The sequence below is a fragment of the Porphyromonas miyakawae genome (genome assembly GCF_045865415.1).
GTDB lineage: Bacteria > Bacteroidota > Bacteroidia > Bacteroidales > Porphyromonadaceae > Porphyromonas > Porphyromonas miyakawae.
In genome coordinates this window covers 173017-192331 of the sequence record NZ_BAAFSF010000004.1, presented here as the reverse complement: position 1 = coordinate 192331, position 19315 = coordinate 173017, and the positions used below count along the sequence as shown (strand labels likewise).

Below are 19315 nucleotides of genomic sequence, written 5' to 3'. Positions count from 1 at the left end.
CATCCTTTTATGATACGCCTGCTTCACACCTCTGACTGGCATTTGGGCAAAAGGCTATACGACTGGCCCCGATTGGAAGAGCAGCAGTGCTTCCTCACATGGCTTGTGGATGAAGTTAGGCACAAGGCTGTAGATGCCTTATTAATATGTGGCGATATATTCGATAGTAGTAATCCTCCTGCAGAGGCAGAGCGTCTATATTATGAATTCCTTGCACGGCTACGCAGTGCTTCTCCCTCTACACAGATCATAATCTCTTCCGGTAATCATGACTCTGCGCTCAGACTCTCGGCACCTCGGGATATTCTCTCAGCACTGAATACCCATATTGCCTGTTTTGCTCGTACTAAAAGCGGTGAACGGAATTACAAGGAGCTTATAGTTCCCCTCTATAAGCAGGGAAAGCAAGTAGCTACCTGCATAGCACTTCCCTATCTCCGGCAAGGAGACTATGATATGACCAAGAGCTACGAACAAGGGGTGAGTGACCTTATCACTGAGTTGTACAGCGAAGCAGCAAAAGATCATCTGCCTATCATTGCTATGGCTCATCTGTTTGTAATGGGTGGAAAGTTCTCCTCAGACAAAGCGGATCTCTTCCCCTCCATAGGACTTGCGGAGCGTATATCGGCCGATGTATTTCCCAAAGATATACAGTATGTCGCTTTAGGACATTTGCACCGACCTCATAGCATCTCACCCGATGAGCGAATAAGATATTCGGGTAGTCCTATGCCATTTGACTTTAGTGAGCATACTTATACACACGGAGTCACTCTTGTAGAAATGGATGAATTGTCTCTTTCGGTAGAGGCACTTCATTTCCGATCTCCGGCTCCACTTCTTACCGTAAGGGGGAGCATGCAGGATATTGAAGCTTTTATGATGCAACAGCCGGAGAAACCTATTGACACCTTCACTCCTTTTTTGCATATCGAACTTGAGAGTGAAACCGTATCGCCCTTAGAAAAGGTTAAGATCAAACAGCTTTGCCGTAATCGTTATGTACGCTTGGCAAAGGCCACTCTAAGAGGAAATGCAGCAACAGCCCCTGAGAATTCACCGAACGAATCGGGCAAAGAGCAGCGAATGGATCCGCTTGAAATAGCAAGCCTTGAGTATCGAAAGAGAATAGGCGCCGAAATGTCGGAAGCTACTCAGGCACTGTTTACCGAAGCTGTACAAAAAGTTTTATCAGAAGTATGAGGATTACCCGCATATTAGGTGAAAATATAGCCTCACTTGCCCACCCCTTTGACGTGGATTTTACACAGGAGCCGCTGCACTCCTGTGGTATATTTGCTATTACAGGGCCTACAGGAGCCGGCAAATCTACTCTATTGGACGTGATTTGTCTTGCACTATATAATAATACCCCTCGTTTGGCTTCTGCCGAGAGTGAGCGGGTCTATGAGGAAATGCCGGGTGCCAATCTGCTTTCTTATGGCGATCCTCGCAATCTTCTACACAGAGGAGCTGCGGAGGGCCGTGCTGAAGTGTGCTTTGAAGTGAATGGCACTCACTACAAAGCCGGATGGTATGTGCGGCGTGCCGGAAAGAAAGTATCGGGTCAATTGCAACAAGTGGAAATGAGCCTTGTGAACTTATCCCAAGGCACAGAGTACCAAGGGCGCAAAACTGAAATATTAGCACAAATCAAGGAGCTGATCGGACTTTCATTTGAGCAGTTTACCAAGGCGGTTATGTTGGCTCAAGGCGACTTTGCCTCTTTTCTCTTTGCTAAAGAGAATGAAAAGGGCGAAACGCTGATGCGAATTACCGGCACAGAGCTATTTAGCCGGATTGGCACGGAGATCTTCAACCGAAATAGCGAGGCAGGTGCCGCCCTTAAGGAACTGCAGCAGAGAGCCGAGCATATCGAATTGCCTTCCCAAGAGGCCTGCGAGCATCTTGCTTGCGAGATAAAGGAGGATAAAGAGCAATTGGCAAAGGCGAATAAAATTTATCAAGACGCTTCCGCGCAACTCTATATCATTGATGATTATATACATCGTCTTGGGCAGTGGGAGGACTCTCGGCGTGAGCTTACTACTTTACTTACTCAATACCGTCCACTGGCGGGTAGTGTCAGCAAACGGATCTATCTAAGGCGGCTACTTGCCTATAAGGACAAGCTGCGATTATTGCAGAATATAGAGAATCGCATCGCTTTGCTCACAAAAGAGCAGCAGGAAAAGGAAAGCCGCTTTCATATGCTTTCAGCGAACAAAGCGGATGTTCAAGAGAAACTTGACGAGGCCAATCACCATTTCACTCAGTGGGCGCAACAAAATACTGAAAAGGAGCCTTTACTGAAGCAGGCAGCTGACCTTGAGCGGCAGGTTGCGTTGCTGAGTGGACAAATAACCGAGCTTACCCATCAGTTGCAAGAAAACGAAAAGGAGCAAGAAAAATTAGAGCTAAAAATACGAGATACTCAGAGTCAACTCTCTGACAATAAGGCTCAAGTTCTTACGCTTCAGGAATGGATCACTGCCCATCAAGCAGAGCGTCCCTATATAGATCAGGCACCTCAACACCTTTTGGCACTTTCCGAAGTCGTTGAGTGTATTAAAGAGGAGGCGCGTTCGTCTATACAAATTGCTGAAAGTAACAAAAGGCTTGTTGAAGAAGAAGAGGAGCAGCAGCAACTTACCGAAAAGCTTAAGGATTACTCGGTTTTCATTACCGAAGCGGTAGCGCAGCTACGCCGGTGTCTAATACCCGGTGAGGCCTGTCCGGTGTGCGGTAGTACAACACATCCACATGCGGATGCCGCACTACATGCCATTGTGGTAAAAAATGAAGAGGAGGCTATCCGTAAGCGCAAAGACTTAGAGGAGCGTATCAATAAATTACAACAGCGCAATAAGGAGCGTTATGCGGAACTAACCGCTCTCAAGCGTCTTAAAGATCAGGCAAATAGTCGTGCCTTACAACTTATCAATCAGGAGCGAGAAGCCATCCAAGCTCTTTTGCAGATTGCACAAATTGACCATTCCAGTCCCTTCGAAGAATATGCTGATCAAATAGCTGTGCGCACTTCCGAGTGGCTGGAAAAGCTAAAAAAAATTGACACCCTAAAGCAACAAAAAGAACTCCTCGACAAAGAATATCACCTTCTTTTAGAACAGAAGCACAAGGAGGCCAAAGCTCAGTCAACTCTTACTGATGAAAAAAATCGGAAGAGTACAACGCTTATCGCTTGCAAAGAGGGAGTTTCACCCCTTCTGGGCTTCTCGTCGGTTGCGCAATATCAAGAAGCAATACAAAAGGAGGAAAAGACGCAGAAAGAGCTAATTACCCAATTGACGAACGCACTGACTGCCCTTACCACTGAGGAGCGAAGCCTACTCGAACGCTTATCTGCCATACGGAATGAGCTCTCTTCTGAGCAGAAAAATCAAAAGATGGAGGCAGATACCACGCAGCAGGAGCGGCTCTCTTTAGAAGTCTACTTTGGCGTTGCTGAAGAGCACTTTCCCGAAGTAGATGTAGTCCTTCTCCAGAAAGAGGAAAAGCTCTATTCAACCCTATCCAATGATTGGAATATGCTCAAGGCTCGTTATAGAGAGCGTGCCTCCGAGATACATGCTGCTGAAGAGAAGTTGCCCCGACTCCAACAAGCCCGCTTCCAAAACAGCTTAGATGCTCTTCGCAGCGAAGCAGCCCACTTGGTAGATGTGAGGCATACCCATATCCAAGAGCTTATGGGGCTTATCACCCGCAAAGAGAGTACCTTGGAGCAATACCATGCTACGATTGCTTCGTACAAAGAGTTAGCAATCCAAATAGAGAGTGCCAGGCAGTATGCTGCCCGTTGGGACGAATTGAACAGATTCTTCGGCTCTAAGGATGGGTATAAATTCAATAATATTGCGCAGGGCTATACCTTAGATTATTTACTGCTACATGCCAATCAATACCTTAACCTACTGGCGCCTCGGTATCAGCTGATACGAACCCCCGACAAGCTGCTTTTGGAGGTGATTGATAGAGATATGTTGGGCGAGCGGCGCACGATTAATTCTCTTTCCGGAGGAGAAACATTCCTTGTCTCCTTAGCGCTTTCCCTCGCTTTAAGCAGTATCTCCTCAATGAGCATATCGATAGATTCTCTCTTTATAGATGAGGGCTTTGGGGCTTTGGACGAGGATACGCTCAACACGGCAATGGGGGCTTTTGAAGTGCTTCAAGCATCCGGCCGAAAAATCGGCATCATATCGCATGTTAAGGAGGTTATGCAGCGTGTAGCCGTGCGGATTGAAGTAGACAAGCAGGGGAATGGCGAGAGCCTGCTTCGCATTATCTCAGATAGCAATAACATTTGACAACCTGAAAGGACAAGCACTACTCTCTGAGTACCCTCTATCTATTTTCGCAGGGAGGGTAGAAGATAGTACAAGAAAACTCCATCGGTGGAATGGCCACCGATGAGAGATGGAATATATCTTAAGTAAAAGTAAACTTTCCCTCCTCCTTATCCCCTTAGAGACAATAAGGGAAAGAACTCTTTATTGCTGCGGTTCAGCAGGGGTAGCAGGTGCCTCAGGAGTTGCCGGGGTCTCTGCCGGGGTTGTGCCTAAGTCGGGCAATGCTTCAGGCGCAGGAGCCTCAATAGTCTTTACCTGCTGATTGACCTGTTTTTCAACTGTTTCAATCGAGCCGTGCAAGAAGTGAGCAGAGAGAATACTTAGTACCATGATGGCACCGGCTAAATACCAAGTCGCTTTTTCCAAGAAGTCGGTTGTCTTTCGTACTCCGGCAAGTTGGTTTCCTGCGGAAAAGCCGGCAGCCAAGCCTCCCCCTTTAGAATTTTGCACTACTACAATGAGTATTAACAGAATCGCTGCTAAAAGAATAAGTATGGTCAGAAAAATGAACATATTGTTGTTATTTGTTGTTTTCAGTTTCTTCTTTATTTTCTATCAAACGTTCAATAAAACGTATCTGATCTGCAAAGTAAACACTTTTCTCCGGATGTTTTGCATTTAATGCCTTATAAGCTGTCAAAGCTTTGTCGTACCGCCCCTGTGAAACATATATTTTCGCCAGTATTTCAGTGAAGAGAGGTGGCTCTTCATCAGGGACTTCCTCATCATTCGTCTCTTTTTGGGGGAAAGTGGTCTGCTTTAGGATAATTTCCTCTTCTGCAACGGGAATCAGCTCATCCGATTGCTCCGTTAGCCCTGCCATTGCTAAATAATCCGTGTGCACTGCCTCCTTAGATAGCAGTAGGTCTGTATTGTCCGGGGCTACTGTATCGCCCTGTTGCTCCAAAAAGCGGTCTATATACGCAAAGTGTCCCTCGTCCTGTGTAGGCTCACCAAGTTCCTTTTTGGGCATCGGCATCTTAGTTTCCACTAAGCCATAGAGCAGTGCCCGATCCGGTAGAAAAAGAGCCCAACGCTCCAACTCTGCGGTATAGCGTACATCTTTTACAATGGCCAAATTGTATAAGTATAGAAAAACCAATGGCGCTGAATAGGGGAAAAGGTTTACCAGCTGCTCGATCTCCGGCAGCGTGTCGGCAGAGAGACGCTCAGGGTGCGTCAGGTAGTCCGTTAAGCTCTTTAGCGTCATTTACCAGTCCTCCGCAGTAGCATTGAAGATCTGTTTGGTGATATCTTCAATGAGTTGTTTAAGCAATCCATCCTGTACGGATGAGAATAAGCTGCTACTATCGAAATCCGAATAGGCAGAGAAGTTGCGTGTAAAACTTTTCTTCGGATTGGCCTTGTTGTCAAAGTGCACCGAGATGGTCAGCGTAAAGCGTGTCATGGATGCAAAGGCGTCTTCCTGTACGGCAATGGGTGCCAGATCATAGCCCACGATAGCCCCTTCCAAAGCAAAGTCTCCATCAGACGATACCTCTTCCAAGCGAGTTTGCTGCTTATATAGTCGGCGAAGCTGTTCGGTTACTTGTGGCGCAGCAGGAGGATACACTAAGGCGGCACGATTGGCAAAGTCTTCGATTGAAAAAGTACGAATCTCATTGTAATCAATGGAAGAGCCGCTAAAGCTATAAGAAATGCGGCAGCCGGATGTGCCGACCGTTAGAAGGATTCCCATAAGTGAAATCTTTGAAAAAGCGAGCAAATGGCAAGAGCCAATCCTTTTCCAAAGCGATGTGGCGCAACGCTTTAGGCGCAGCACCAAAAGATTGCCCCCGGATACTGCAAACGAAGTATTACGCAAAAGGCTTGTAGGCAGTGCGTTATAGATCCACTTCATACTCTTTGAGTCTTCTGGAAAGTGTTCTGTCGGCAATGCCAAGTTCCTCAGCTGTTTTGGATTTTACACCATTGTTGCGCTCTAAAGTGCGCATTATGATCTTCTTCTCGATCTCCTGCAGCGTCATGTCTTTAAACCAGTCGAGGATGGCGTCTTCGCGCATCTCTTCACTCGCTTCAGTCTCTTCCGCATCTTCGGTATGTAGGTGATGTAGGTTAAGCGGAAGCGACATGCCGGTTATGCTTTCGGACTCCGGTAGGAGCTGCGTGTGAATCGGTGTAGTGTCTATGGGATGCGATAGAGATGATTTTTCATCGCCATGCTCACTCATCTCGTTTACCTGCTTGGTAAGTTCGCTGAGCTTGCGCTGCATGTCGAAGAGCACTGTATAGAGTATCTCGCGTTCGTTGGAGAAGCCCTGCGCATCACCTACCTCCGGCTGACGGTAGGGTATGGGGTGTAAGTCCCCTTTGGGATCTAAAGAGAGATACTTTTTGAGGACTGAGGCATCAATCGTCCTATCCGCTTCCAATAAGCTGATGCGATCCACCAGATTGCGAAGCTCCCGTATATTGCCGGGCCACGAATAGTGCTTGAGCATGAGCAAAGCATCTTCAGTGGGGGTGATAGGGGGTATGCCGTATTTGGTAGCGTTGTCGCTTGCAAACCAGCGGAATAGGAGAGGCACATCCTCGTCTCGCTCTCTCAGTGGAGGAACATGGATGGGTACCGTATTGAGTCGGTAGTACAGATCCTCGCGAAACTTGCCCTTTGCGACTGCGTCCTTAAGCTTCACATTAGTTGCGGCCACAATGCGCACGTCCGTTTTAGAGGGGAAACTGGCTCCTACGGGGATGAATTCCCCACTCTCCAGTACACGAAGCAGCCGTGCCTGTGTAGCTAAAGGAAGCTCGCCTATTTCATCCAAGAAAATAGTGCCTTTATCAGCCTCTTCAAAGTACCCTTTGCGATCAGCTATAGCTCCCGTGAAGGCTCCCTTCTTATGCCCAAAAAGCTCCGAGTCAATAGTGCCTTCGGGAATGGCACCGCAATTGACCGCTATATAACGTCCATGCTTGCGTTGCGAATAGGCGTGGATGATCTTAGGAAAGAACTCCTTACCCACTCCGCTTTCTCCCATGATCAGCACACTCATATCGGTAGGCGCTACTTGATAAGCAACGCGTATAGCCTCGTTGAATCTGAGGTCATTGCCGATAATGCCGAAGCGCTGTTTTATCTGCTGTATGTCCGCAATCATATTGCTGCAAAGGTACTACATTCCTGCAAATATTCTGATCGGAAACCATCTTTGGTGCACTCTTTTTTTGTCTCTTATTCGCTGAGAAATAGAGAGATAAGCACAAATGTATGAAGAGAATCGGCGAATGCGCTTTTTAGTATTTCGGTGTGTAGACAAGTGGAGTGCTGTGTCGGTATAGAACATGCGTGACGATCCCTACCGTAAAAGTAGAAAAAAGGCTATAGGGTTTTCGCAAAAAGGCTATAGGGTTTCTGCAAAAAGGCTATAGGGTTTTGAGAAAAAGGTTGGGATAAAAAAGCTGAGCAGAGAAATAACCTAACCAGAGAAAGGGGTGAAGGCACTCGAATAATATATCAGAATATCAGATTATTTACTACCTTTGCGAGGAATTCATAGGCGGTGTCGCTTGCTTGCTTTCCGCAAGACAGCTTCAGAAGGAGGAAGTATCTGCTGCTCTCACTACTCACGAGGGTCAGGCGATGAAAAGGGAATCGGGTGCAACTCCCGGACAGTCCCGCTGCTGTGTTTCACTGTGGACGGCTTGGCGTCATCCAAACACCCACTCTGTGTAGGGAATACTATTCAGGGGAAGGGAGTCAAGCAAGAGGTGAAGAGTCAGAAGACCTGCCGTCAGAGATGAATTGCCACCGAATGCCTTCGAGGAAGGGCAGCGGCATGCAGTATTTACCCTTGATTAGCTCCGGGTAAATCGGCATCGTTACAAGAATATTGGAGCTTTAGGTAGGATGTAAATGGGCTTATTGGTCCGTTGCTTTTGCGCACCTGTATTGTGCGGTTGTCTCCCGGTAGAGTGTAGAAGTACATCTCTTGTCGGGTGCGTGGCGTACTAGTTTCCTGCCTTTATACATATATATAGTGCGTAACATAGATACAACAAAATCATTATCCATAATCAAATGAGAAAAAAAATACTTCAATTCCGTACGCTTTGGGCGTTGCTCCTCGTAGGATTAGCTGCGAGTACATTTGCCCAAGCGCAGATGAACGGGAATGTCTACACGATGGAGAAGGACTATGCGAATCCTCAGCGTTTTGACATCAAGGTAGATTCCCCCGTTACCTTCTATGATGAGGGTGGTCCCGATAAAGGAATGACCGCCCTTGGCCCGTTCTTAGTCCATTTTGTGCCGGCTAATAAGGGTGATAAACTTACGATTTCGTTTGATGAGCTTGCGCTGAGCCCAAACGGGGGAAAGCTGCTCATCTATAACGGTAAAGTAAAGTTACAGCAGGAATATGACGAATGGAATGACCAATACGATTATGTTATACCTTCTGAGACCCCTTCGCTGACGCTTACTTCGAGCAGTAAGGCTGCCTCCTCCACCTTTACCTCTACGGATGAGTCGGGGGCTATTACGGTAGTATATGTATCCCAAAGCGGTGGCAACAACTGGAAAGCTATATTAAGTACCGGTGTGGCCAGCAATATGACCTATGTAGCCACGGAAACAACTTTTTCCTCGCTACCTACTACACTTGGTGCACGCCAAACACCTTTGGCAACTTTAAAGATCATCACAAAAGACCGTTTGAATCCGCTCACATTGGACGCAGTCAAACTGGACATACAAGATAACGATAACATCCTTTCCAACCTTAAATTAATGGATGAAAAGGGAGACGTCTTCACCTTCGATCCGGCTTCAGGAGTCATCGGAGGTGGAGCGCTCTCCTCGGGAAGCAATAATTTTAAATTGCTTGCAGATATCGACCCCGATAAATACCTTAAGAATGCTACTATAAAGGTGCAGTCTGTAACCATCAGTGGCACCCAATACACGTTGAACGAGCTTCACACGTTTGCCGCCACGGATGAGGTGCGTCTGAGTACAACACCTTATACCTATTTGGTGAGTAGACGCCTCCGACTATATGACGATGGAGGGGCTACCGATAAAATATCAGAAAAGTTTGATGGTTATGCTACATTCCTTTCTGCAGATACCGGCAAAAAAGTAAGCGTGACATTTAATAAGCTGAACCTCTTTACCTACTCCGGAAGAGCGGATAAGCTCGAAGTATATGATGGTAGAACAAGGCAAGCGGATAAGCTCTTAGCTACCTATTTGAATAAGCCGGGTACAACTTATGCGACCGGAGAAGAGGGCTCTCTGACCGTATCTTTGAAGAGTGTAACCGGAGCCAGTTTCGGTGATGGATTTGAGGCGGTAGTGGATCTATTCACTCCGCAGAAGATGGAGATTGAGTCAGCCTCAGTAAAGGGAAATGCTCAAGTTGCCGTATTAACGCCCGGTAAGGCACCTGTGGCAGCAGGTGTATTGAGCGTAAGTGCCCGCCACACGCTTTCTCCGTTGAGCCTCACGAAGGTGTCTTTCAATATATCAGAGGAAGGGGCAGCTCTATTAGATAGAGTGTACGTATATAATGCATCCGGTAGTCTGAAGCTCGGTAGTGCAGAAGTAAAGGGAGGTATCTTTACCGTTACGCTGGATAAACCGTTTGAGCTTGCAGACGGAGAAAAGTCCTTCACCATCAAAGCAGATGCCAATTTGCGTGCAGGCGGAGGAAATCGTACAGCCTTTAAGTTAGAGAGTATAACGACCTCTGATGCCAAGGAGACAAAGGCAAGTGACCAAAGTGCTGTCATAGAGTGTATGACCGAAACAAAGGCCGTGGCTACTCTTGGCAAGCAAACCATTTATTTATATAACGACTGGGAGTTTATAGATGAAAAGAACGACTTTGGAAAGCATGTCACTACAGGGGGACAGCGTATCGTTACATTCATCAACCCCGATGATGCAAAGAAGGTAGAGTTAGACTTCTCCAACTTTAATGTGCCTTTCTCCTATATGGGAGGCATCAACGCTACGTTCACCATATATGATGGAGAGAGCAACTCCGGTAAAATTCTTTGGGAACTCACGACGAGTAATCAAAAGACCGGTCCTTCAGAACCTGTACGCTCTTCCGGTAAGGCATTAACGGTATATATTAATTACAATGGCTTTGGTAATACCGGAAGCTTTAGTGCCATAGCACGCTCATACGAGCCTAAGCCTATGAAGGTATTGTCCTCCGGACAAGGAGCTACTGAGGTAGTTACTGCCGGTATAGGCGATGCCGATCAGCCGGTGGCCACTTTCCATGTCACTACGGAGGGTGCACTAATCCCACTGACTATAAGTAAGGTAGAATTCGGGTTGCAGCATTTTGAGGCAATCAAGTCTTTGGCACTCTTTTTAGAGGACAACTTGGCTGCCAAGGGTACCGTTGTACCGAACGGAGAGACTGTGCTTATGACCTTATCAGAGCCTGTAAGCCTGACGGAAGGAACCAATAACTTTAAGCTCTGTGCTACAATTGCAGAGACTGCACAGCAAGGAACTAAAGTAGGCTTTTCGGTAAATAAGATCATTTTCTCCGATGGCTCTGAGTACAAAATTACAGCGCCGTCTAATCCTATATTGGTAGAGCTGCAGAATATCTTCAAGCATCCTGCCGGCGGTAAAAATGTAGAGAAGAGAGTAATCGGTGAACTTACCTATTTGGATTACGCCGGTAAGGAAAAGCTTACTAAGGAAGCAATGCACAGCTCCGTTACGTTCCTACCCAATAATGCCGGTGAAATCATTACGGTGGATGTTAAGAGCCTTGATATAGCTCGTGGCGATAAACTAACTGTGTACAAAGGCAAAGAGATAAAAGAAGAGAATAAGCTCTTTGATTTGTCATTTAACCGATATATGGGCGGAATTAATCATCCCGTGTTCTGTAGCGATTTGGATGTAGATGGTGGTGCACTCACCTTCGATTACAACAAAACGAGCTACGCCTATGGTAATTACGAAGGATGGGAAATGACGGTTAAGTCCATCAAGCCTCGCGAGCGCTTCGTTACTTTCGTAAAAGCTGAGTCTATCGCTCCTACTGCTGCTATGCAGGGGGCAAGCAAATTGGGCATGCTCAAGTTAACCGTAAAGGTGGAAGGAGAAACAGGTGCTACGGTTATTCCTCAAATTAAGGTAGTCAACAACGGTTTCCAACGGATTGCTGTGTTGAATGGTGGAAGCAAGGCTAACTTCGATATGAATATGCCTGAGGTAGCTTTTGCAGCCAAGACCGGTGAAGTACTGCTTACAGCTACGGAGCATTGGTCGGAAAATGGTACTTACTACCTCTATTTGGTTGGCGATGTGGCTGCTGATGCTGTAGCCGGCTCAGCCGTAGGTATCACTCTGAAAGAGGTGAACGGAGTATCCGCTTCAGAAGAAGCGGCTGCATCTGTCGCTCAGGGTATGAAGGGTACCTATACAGTAGGTAGCGCAGATGCGGATTTTGCGGATTTGAATAGTCTCTCTAATGCTTTGAGCAAGGGGATCTCAGGTGCAGTTACTATTCTATTCAAAGCCGGTACTTACTCGGACACTATACGGGTGCAAAATATACCCGGAGTATCTGAAACGAATACCCTCACTTTTGGAAGTGAATCCGGAAAGGCCAAAGATGTGATCTTTGATGGTGAAAATAAGCCGAAGGTAGGTACTTCACCCAGGGCCTATTTTACTGTGTCGGGTACTCCCTATGTAACGATAGAAAACATTACGTTCCGTAGCGAGAAGCTTATCAGGGTATATGAATATCAGTTGTGTGCTGAAGAAGGCTCTCACTACTTTACGGTAAAGGGCTGCCGCTTTGAGTTGCCCAAGCAGCCCTCGAATGCAGGTTACAATACCACTCCCCGCTCTCTTGTGATCTATTCATCGATAGAGTCTCCCATTGAGCGTAACAATAGTCACACCTTGATTGAAAATAACACTTTCGTTGGTGGTGAATTCGCTTTAAATCACTGCGGGTCGGGCGGTGTATCAAACCTGCCTACAGAGAATGTGGTAATACGTAACAACACCTTTATAGATCAAAGCAAGATTGCGGTCTACGTAAACACCTTTATCCGCAACTTACTTATTGAGGGTAATAAGATTATTACCGATAATGAGTTCGGTGGTAAGAAGGGCTTTAAGGGGATCCACCTTGTAACGGGTAATCTGAATGAGCGTATTACTGCCAATAGCATTATCCTGAGTGGTGCTGAAGATCCTCAAGCCATTGTCCTGAAGTCTTTGAGCAAGCGTTACAATGATCCTATCCTTGTGGATAACAACTTGATCGTTGTACGGGGTACCTCCAACTCAAGGAATATGAAGGGTATCTCTATTGATCGCACCAGCGATGTAAAGATCGTACACAACACGATCCGTATGGAAGGCTCTTACACGAATGCAAAACATTTATTCTGGCCGCTTGAGTTGAAGATGGGTAATGGCTATCTGGTGCAGAATAATCTAATCCAAAATATGGCCGGTGACTTTGTGGTAGCTGTATTGAGTACAGATGTTCCCAAGTTTAGCCACAATGCCTATTACACCAATGGCACTCTCTTTGGCCGATACAACAAGCAGGGTGAAACCAAGGCCGTAGAAGCAAAAGATTTTGCAGAGTGGACCGCCTACACAGGTGAAGAGGGCTCTATCAATCAGAAAGCAACCTTCCTATCGGATGAAACCGGAGCTCTGCTGGGCGGTGGCGCCTTTAACTGCGGTTTGCCTTATGAAGGTATCACGACCGATATAACCGGAGCAAAGCGCAACAGCGAACATCCTACCGTGGGCGCATTTGAGTTTGAGGACGATACCATGCTGCCCTTGGAATTTAAGAGCGTTTTTGCCGTCACGCAGTCCACATCGGCACAGGTTAAGCTTGTCGTATTACGCAATGCAAAACTGCACTATAGCTTGAAACCGAGCGATTTGGAAGCTCCTACAGTGGAAGAGCTACTCGCAATTGAACCTAAGATGGTGGCAAAGCAGGAAGAAATCACCTTACCGTTTGACAACCTTCTTGAAGCAAAGAGCTATACGCTGTATGCCGTATTGGAAGCAGTAAGCGAAATAAAGAAGACGGATCTGCTTAAGGTACTGACCTTTACTACCGAAATCAAGCCTACTGCACCGGCAACGTTTGACCATGTAGCCGACTATGAGGAGGGTAAGCCTTTTGCGGATGGTACCATGCGCTTTACCGGTTTCAAAATCACTAAGGAGGAGAATAACGGAATAGCCGAGATGAATGGTACTTCCGCTACTATCCAACTGACTAATAGCTTAGATGATTTGGAATTGGATGCCTTCAAGCTCCGTGCGCAAGGTAAGGTAACCTTGGAAACCAATAAAGGCAAAAAGCTTGTAGTGCCCGGAAACTTTAATGCCGATTGGCGTACGATTGACCTCAAGGGAATCAGTCCGCTGAATACCTTGACCATTACTGTTGCCGAAGGGGTAGCAGTAGCTATCGATGACTTCGGAGCGGCTCCCGGTGAACTCAAGCTGGAGATATCCGAGCCGACTACGACTAAGGAGGGCGAAGTTGCTACCATTACCTTTATGGCTCCCGAAGCTGTTTATCCGCTCACCTATGTGATGGAGCCGGCTAATAAGGTGGGCAAGATATCCGAAGCGAAGGAAATTTGGTTTACTCGCTTGGGTGAGTTACTTAGTCCTGCAACAACGACTGAATATCGCCTTACGCTAACGGACCAACGCGGTAGAACAGAAACGGCTTATTCCTTTGTAATGGTTAATCCACAGGATGGAAAAAGCTATGCGATTGCCGACTTTGAAAATCCGATATTCCTTGATGAAGGAATAGGCAAGGCACGCAATACGCGTCCAATGATGAGCGGCTCATTTAGCTTCCCGCTTGAGTATAATAGCAAATATCAATCCTTTACAGGTATTGCCTTCAGTCAGGCAACTGATACCGAATTTAACGGTGATTGGAAGACCGGGCAGTACTTTGTACCGGCAGGAAAGGGAGCAGCTAACTCCAAGAGCTTTGCCATTGGCTTTATGCCTTCAGATCGAACAAAGGGTACGCTTGCCACGCTCTCTAACGACCTGATTGCGCAGCCGATACAGGGTGCCTACTTCTCAATGACCTCATGGCAAAAGGCCTTTACGGAGACGGCGAAAAATGCCCCCGATCAGCCTAAGGGCTTCAAGGACGGTGACTTCATCGAAGTAACCCTCACGGCGGACAATGGTGCCTCTGTTGTACTGGTGCTTGCCGATTGGCGAAACGGCAAGAAGGAACTGATGGATAAGTGGACCTATACGGATCTCACTTCGCTCGGTAACGTTCGGTCGCTTTATGCCACCTTTAAGTCGAGCCGTGCGTCAACCTTCGAAGGCGTTACATACGATGATGCGCCCGCTTACCTTGCCTTCGATAATTTGGGTGGTAAGCCCGAAGGCAACGAAGAGGTGATTACGCCTGCTGTAGACCGCCAGATACTCGTTGCAGGCAGAGAGCTTGTGGTCAAAGGCGCTGAAGGGGTGAACGTGCTTGTGTACGACCTTTCCGGTCGATTGGTATACTCCGTGGTAGCTACGTCGGATGATTTCCGCCGCACGCTGCCGCTGGAAAACGGAAACTACGTTGTTGTCTGTGCAGATAAGCAGGTGAAAGTAACGCTTCGCTAACGCTTAGCAGGTACCGACCTACGTACTTACTTTTCTCTTTTGAGCCTCCCCGGTGCCGTTCGGGGAGGCTCTCTTTTTTGCTTCGATGAAGTAATTCCGGTTCTTCGATGAATCAGTTTTGTTTCTTCGATGCAGTGATTTTACTTCTTCGAAGCACTTTCCCGGAGTTTTCAATGCACAGTTTTGGGCGCATGCTGAAGTGTCTCATTTTCATTCGAACCAAAAATTTGTTTGCTTCGGATCAAAAAACTTTTTCATTCGGATGAAAAAAACATTTGATTCGGATGAATTATGCCGTTATGCCCTATACGCTGCTCATGGAGGCCTTATAGGGTGTCCGCTGTAGGGTGCTCTGAAGCGTTTTGCTGCTGGAAAGCCTGTGGAGAGTGCGATGAATACGCTATCTTTGCGAGGCAAACTTAAAACCAACTGTATATCGATGACAGCTTTCCTTATTGTATTGAGTAAACTGCTCCAACTGATGGTTGCACTCTCTCTAATCGTTTTTCTACACGAATTGGGACACTATCTGGCAGCACGTATTTTTGGCGTTCGGGTGGAGCGTTTCTTTCTTTTCTTTGATTGGGGGAATAAGTCTCTTTTTCGCATTAAGAGAAAGAAAACCGGTACGGTCTATGGAATGGGTTGGCTGCCTTTGGGGGGCTATTGTAAGATGTCCGGACAGGTTGACGAGCAACTCACAGAGACCGGTAAGCCCTCTACGCCTCACTCTTTTGAGCTTCGTGCAAAGCCGGCATGGCAGAGAATAATAGTGATGATTGCCGGCATACTCTTTAATATGCTTAGTGCCTATATCATTTATACGGCTATTTCACTACATTGGGGCGATTCACTTTTGTATTCATCGGATGTTACAGAGGGAATGTTTTTCTCTGAGGCTGCACAGGGAGCAGGGTTCCGCGACAATGATATTATCCTTACGGTAGACGGCCGCAAGTGCAATGTATATGCGGATGGCTTTATTAGAGACGTGATAGAGGCAGAAGAAGTGGTCGTACTCAGAGAGGGTAGGCAAGAAGTGATCAGCATGCCCGAAGATATGATGCGCAGGGTAATAGCCGGCAAAGAGGGATTTCTGGGTATTCAAGTGCCTTTTGTAGCAGATAGTGTACCATCAGGGAGTGCTGCAGCTGTAGCCGGTATGCGCTCCGGAGACCGACTGATCGCTATTGATACAATGGCGATACATGATATTAGCGATGCAAGGCTCTACTTTAAGGAGTCGCACGATCACGTAGTGCCTATTACGCTGCTTCGGGGAGCCGATACCCTACGCCTTACCATTACACCCGATAGCTTGGGTAGAGTAGGGGTTTACTTGAAGCCTATGAATGAAGTATATGCCGTAACGCAGATCAAATACGGTTTGGGAGAAGCTATTCAGCGGGGCGTACAGCGTGCTCATAGTATGCTAAGCGGTTACGCAGGCGATATAAAGTACATCTTTACCAAGGAGGGGGCCGGCGAGATGGGCGGGTTCATCTCTATGGGTAAGCTGTTTAACGGAGTATTTGATGCCTATTCTTTTTGGAATATAGTGGCATTCCTATCGCTTGTATTTGCATTTATGAACTTCCTTCCTATTCCTATGCTGGACGGTGCGGAGATACTCTTTACTCTATGGGAGATAATCACGCGGCGTAAAGTAGACGATCGGATCGTGTTGAAGACGAAAACAATAGGCTTGATATTTCTAATTGCCCTATTTATATTCGCAAATCTCAATGATATATTCCGACTCTTATAAGGAGATGCAGGAGCCGTTGAACCTATTTCCCAAGCAGTACGAAGCAAAGGTAGATGCCGACCGAGTGCGCGATTTGCTCGTAGCTGAGTGTAGTAGCGAACCGGGTAAGGAGATTATCCTACAGATAAGGCCCACGGCAGACCCGGCAGAGCTGAAGCGCAGAATGGCTCCGGTAGAGGAGTTGATGCAGATTCTGCGCTCAGGTGTTTCTTTCCCCTCCTTAGTGATAGCCGACTTAAGAGAAGCCGTGGCAAGCTTAGAGCCGGCGGGAAGTTACTTGACAGAAGAGGAACTGGCGGCTTTGGTTGCCTTATTGAAAAGTGTAGAGGCCTTATACCGTTTTCTCAGTGCTACCGAAGATAAAGGGGAGCAAATTCGTTATCCTGCATTGAACGCTTTGATAGGCGGGGAGCTGCTCTTACCGCAGATTGTGCGTCTGATAGAGGGGCTCTTAGACCGCTTTGGACGCATTAAGGATAGTGCTTCGCCAAAACTTAAGGAGCTTCGCACGGAAAGGGCCTCTGTAGAGCGGCAGATGAGCAAGCTCACCCACCGGCAGCTTGAATTAGCTATACGAGAGGGCTGGGCGGAGCCTGATGCACAGCCTACTCTTAGAGATGGACACTTATTGCTGCCTATTACCCCATCTTACAGAAGGCAGGTGCCCGGAATCGTATATGATGAGTCGGCAACCGGTAAGACGCTCTTTGTAGAGCCGCTGGAGGTAGTGGAGAGCAATAATCGCTTGCGTGAGATTGACATAGCGGAACGAAAGGAAATTATCCGTATCCTAATTGAAACAGCTGACCAAATAAGACCCTTCATAACTACAATCGCACAGATTTATGTGGCCATAGGACAAGTTGATGCGTTCGTTGCCATTGCACGCTATGCCTATAAGATAGATGGTGTGATACCTATTATTCATCCACGGCCCTATATGCATTGGTTCAGAGCGCGCCATCCTATACTTGAGCAGGCACTGCGTGCGCAAGGTCGCGAACTGATCCCCTTGGATATATCTTTGGAAGCCCCAAAGGGGAGGCTACTGCTTATCTCCGGTCCTAATGCAGGCGGTAAGTCTGTTTGCCTGAAGACATGCGGCTTACTACAATACATGCTGCAGTGTGGCTGGCCCATACCGGTGTCTCCGGATTCAGAAGCCGGTATTTTTACCCGCTTAGCCATCAATATAGGCGATGATCAATCCATTGACAATGACCTGAGTACCTACAGCTCTCACTTAGCTGCGATGCGGCAGTTTTGTCATTTCGCAGGCCCTACTACACTGCTCTTGGTGGATGAGTTTGGAGCGGGTACAGAGCCGGAGCTGGGGGGAGCTATTGCAGAGTCGCTTCTGAAGCTCTTTAACGATAGAGAGAGCTTTGGAATCATCACTACCCATTACGCTAACTTAAAGCAGTTTGCCGCTGAGCATGAGGGCGTAATTAATGGCGCTATGTGCTATGACAGAGGAGCAATGAAGCCGCTTTTTAAGTTGGAGATAGGACGGCCGGGTAGCTCTTTTGCTTTAGAGATAGCACAGCGAAGCGGATTGCCTGAGGAGGTACTTGCTTATGCCAAAGAGTTGGCCGGGGAAGAGCGGTTGCATAGTGAAAGATATTTGCAGGATATCTCCCGAGACCGTAATTATTGGCATCGTAAGCGTGAGGAGATACGCAAGCAGGGCAAGAAGCAAGAGGCGGTAGCGGATAAGTATGAAGCCGCTTTGGAAAAACTTCGTGCTGAGCGCACCGCTATTATAGAAGCAGCGCATAAAGAGGCTACCCAACTCTTGAATGAAGCTAATGCCCGGATAGAAGGGACGATCCGACAGATTAAAGAGAGTCAGGCAGAAAAAGAGACTATTCGTCAAGCCCGCGAGTCGCTTGATGTCTATAAAGCACAGCATGCTGCTAAGCCGGTTGAAGAAAAGCTACATACTGCGCCTTTACCGAAGCGTAAGCATAAGAAAAGCGAGCGTAAAAGTGTGGATAAGCCCTTCGTGCCTACCCTTGAGAGCCATGTGCGTATCAAAGGAACGGACATAGAGGGTGTGGTTATAGAGATTAAGGGCGATAAGGCTACGATCTCATTGGGTGGCAATATCCGAAGTACAAAGCCGCTTAAAGATCTGGAGGCAGCTAAACGAACGTCCGCATCACCCTCTGCCAAGCAAGCTACGTCTAATATAACGGACCATTTGCACGAGAAGCGAATGCACTTCAAAACTGAGTTGGACTTGCGTGGTATGCGTGCGGCAGAGGCTTTGGTCGCCGTAGATTACTTTTTGGATGATGCCGTACAAATGGGTGTTCCTCAGGTGCGTTTGCTGCACGGAACCGGTACAGGGGCTTTGCGCAGTTCCATTCGTGAGTGGCTCGCTTCTAAACCCTTTGTGAAGAGTTTTAGAGATGAGGATGTGCGTTTTGGCGGAACCGGTATCACCATTGTGGATCTTTAGGGCGGTATATAGGAGTTATTTCCCCTCGCAATAGAGCGTAACGCAGTATGCCCAGCCGC

Annotated in this window: 9 protein-coding genes and 1 riboswitch; of the genes, 5 read left to right on the top strand and 4 right to left on the bottom strand. The window is 47.2% G+C overall.

What is annotated here, in order from left to right; genetic code table 11:
* The first annotated feature begins 9 nt into the window (after positions 1-9).
* Positions 10-1206 (top strand): exonuclease SbcCD subunit D, encoded by a 1197-nt coding sequence (locus ACLWMH_RS06355; RefSeq protein WP_411915868.1) that lies wholly within the window; start codon positions 10-12, stop codon positions 1204-1206.
* Positions 1203-4331 (top strand): SbcC/MukB-like Walker B domain-containing protein, encoded by a 3129-nt coding sequence (locus ACLWMH_RS06350; protein ID WP_411915867.1) that lies wholly within the window; start codon positions 1203-1205, stop codon positions 4329-4331. The genes ACLWMH_RS06355 and ACLWMH_RS06350 overlap by 4 nt, the downstream gene beginning before the upstream one ends.
* A gap of 183 nt (positions 4332-4514) precedes the next feature.
* Here the strand turns inward: ACLWMH_RS06350 and secG are convergent, their stop codons facing one another.
* Genes secG through ACLWMH_RS06330 form a run of 4 tightly spaced genes read right to left on the bottom strand, consistent with a single transcriptional unit; the run spans position 4515 to position 7495 of the window.
* Positions 4515-4886, bottom strand: a complete 372-nt coding sequence (gene secG, locus ACLWMH_RS06345) for a preprotein translocase subunit SecG (protein WP_411915866.1) — start codon at positions 4884-4886, stop codon at positions 4515-4517.
* A gap of 7 nt (positions 4887-4893) precedes the next feature.
* A complete protein-coding gene (locus tag ACLWMH_RS06340; RefSeq protein ID WP_411915865.1) occupies positions 4894-5583 on the bottom strand; it encodes a hypothetical protein in 690 nt (229 codons plus the stop codon).
* The gene (lptE, locus tag ACLWMH_RS06335; protein ID WP_411915864.1) at positions 5584-6234 is read right to left on the bottom strand and encodes an LPS assembly lipoprotein LptE; all 651 of its coding nucleotides are present in this window, start codon (positions 6232-6234) and stop codon (positions 5584-5586) included.
* Complete coding sequence (locus tag ACLWMH_RS06330) at positions 6218-7495, bottom strand: sigma-54 interaction domain-containing protein (protein WP_411915863.1); 1278 nt, start codon at positions 7493-7495, stop codon at positions 6218-6220. Before ACLWMH_RS06330 ends, lptE begins: the two co-directional genes overlap by 17 nt.
* Before the next feature lie 455 nt (positions 7496-7950).
* Positions 7951-8144: riboswitch (cobalamin riboswitch) on the top strand.
* Positions 8145-8415: 271 nt separating this feature from the next.
* Between ACLWMH_RS06330 and ACLWMH_RS06325 the strand changes: the two genes are divergently transcribed.
* The 3 genes from ACLWMH_RS06325 (at position 8416) to ACLWMH_RS06315 (ending at position 19256) form a co-directional block, all read left to right on the top strand.
* Positions 8416-15024 carry a DUF4465 domain-containing protein gene (locus ACLWMH_RS06325; protein WP_411915862.1) on the top strand — a complete coding sequence of 2203 codons (6609 nt, stop codon included), beginning with the start codon at positions 8416-8418 and terminating at the stop codon, positions 15022-15024.
* A gap of 391 nt (positions 15025-15415) precedes the next feature.
* Complete coding sequence (rseP, locus tag ACLWMH_RS06320; RefSeq protein WP_411915861.1) at positions 15416-16792, top strand: RIP metalloprotease RseP; 1377 nt, start codon at positions 15416-15418, stop codon at positions 16790-16792.
* Entirely contained in the window at positions 16770-19256 is a 2487-nt protein-coding gene (locus ACLWMH_RS06315) for an endonuclease MutS2 (RefSeq protein WP_411915860.1), read from the top strand. Before rseP ends, ACLWMH_RS06315 begins: the two co-directional genes overlap by 23 nt.
* Positions 19257-19315: the final 59 nt, after the last annotated feature.

Excerpts from the sequence above, each read along its gene's own strand:
- ACLWMH_RS06330 (WP_411915863.1), bottom strand. The coding sequence starts at position 7,495 with ATGATTGCGGACATACAGCAGATAAAACAGCGCTTCGGCATTATCGGC.
- ACLWMH_RS06340 (WP_411915865.1), bottom strand. The coding sequence starts at position 5,583 with ATGACGCTAAAGAGCTTAACGGACTACCTGACGCACCCTGAGCGTCTC.
- ACLWMH_RS06315 (WP_411915860.1), top strand. The coding sequence starts at position 16,770 with ATGATATATTCCGACTCTTATAAGGAGATGCAGGAGCCGTTGAACCTA.
- secG (WP_411915866.1), bottom strand. The coding sequence starts at position 4,886 with ATGTTCATTTTTCTGACCATACTTATTCTTTTAGCAGCGATTCTGTTA.
- ACLWMH_RS06350 (WP_411915867.1), top strand. The coding sequence starts at position 1,203 with ATGAGGATTACCCGCATATTAGGTGAAAATATAGCCTCACTTGCCCAC.
- ACLWMH_RS06325 (WP_411915862.1), top strand. The coding sequence starts at position 8,416 with ATGAGAAAAAAAATACTTCAATTCCGTACGCTTTGGGCGTTGCTCCTC.
- rseP (WP_411915861.1), top strand. The coding sequence starts at position 15,416 with ATGAATACGCTATCTTTGCGAGGCAAACTTAAAACCAACTGTATATCG.
- lptE (WP_411915864.1), bottom strand. The coding sequence starts at position 6,234 with ATGAAGTGGATCTATAACGCACTGCCTACAAGCCTTTTGCGTAATACT.
- ACLWMH_RS06355 (WP_411915868.1), top strand. The coding sequence starts at position 10 with ATGATACGCCTGCTTCACACCTCTGACTGGCATTTGGGCAAAAGGCTA.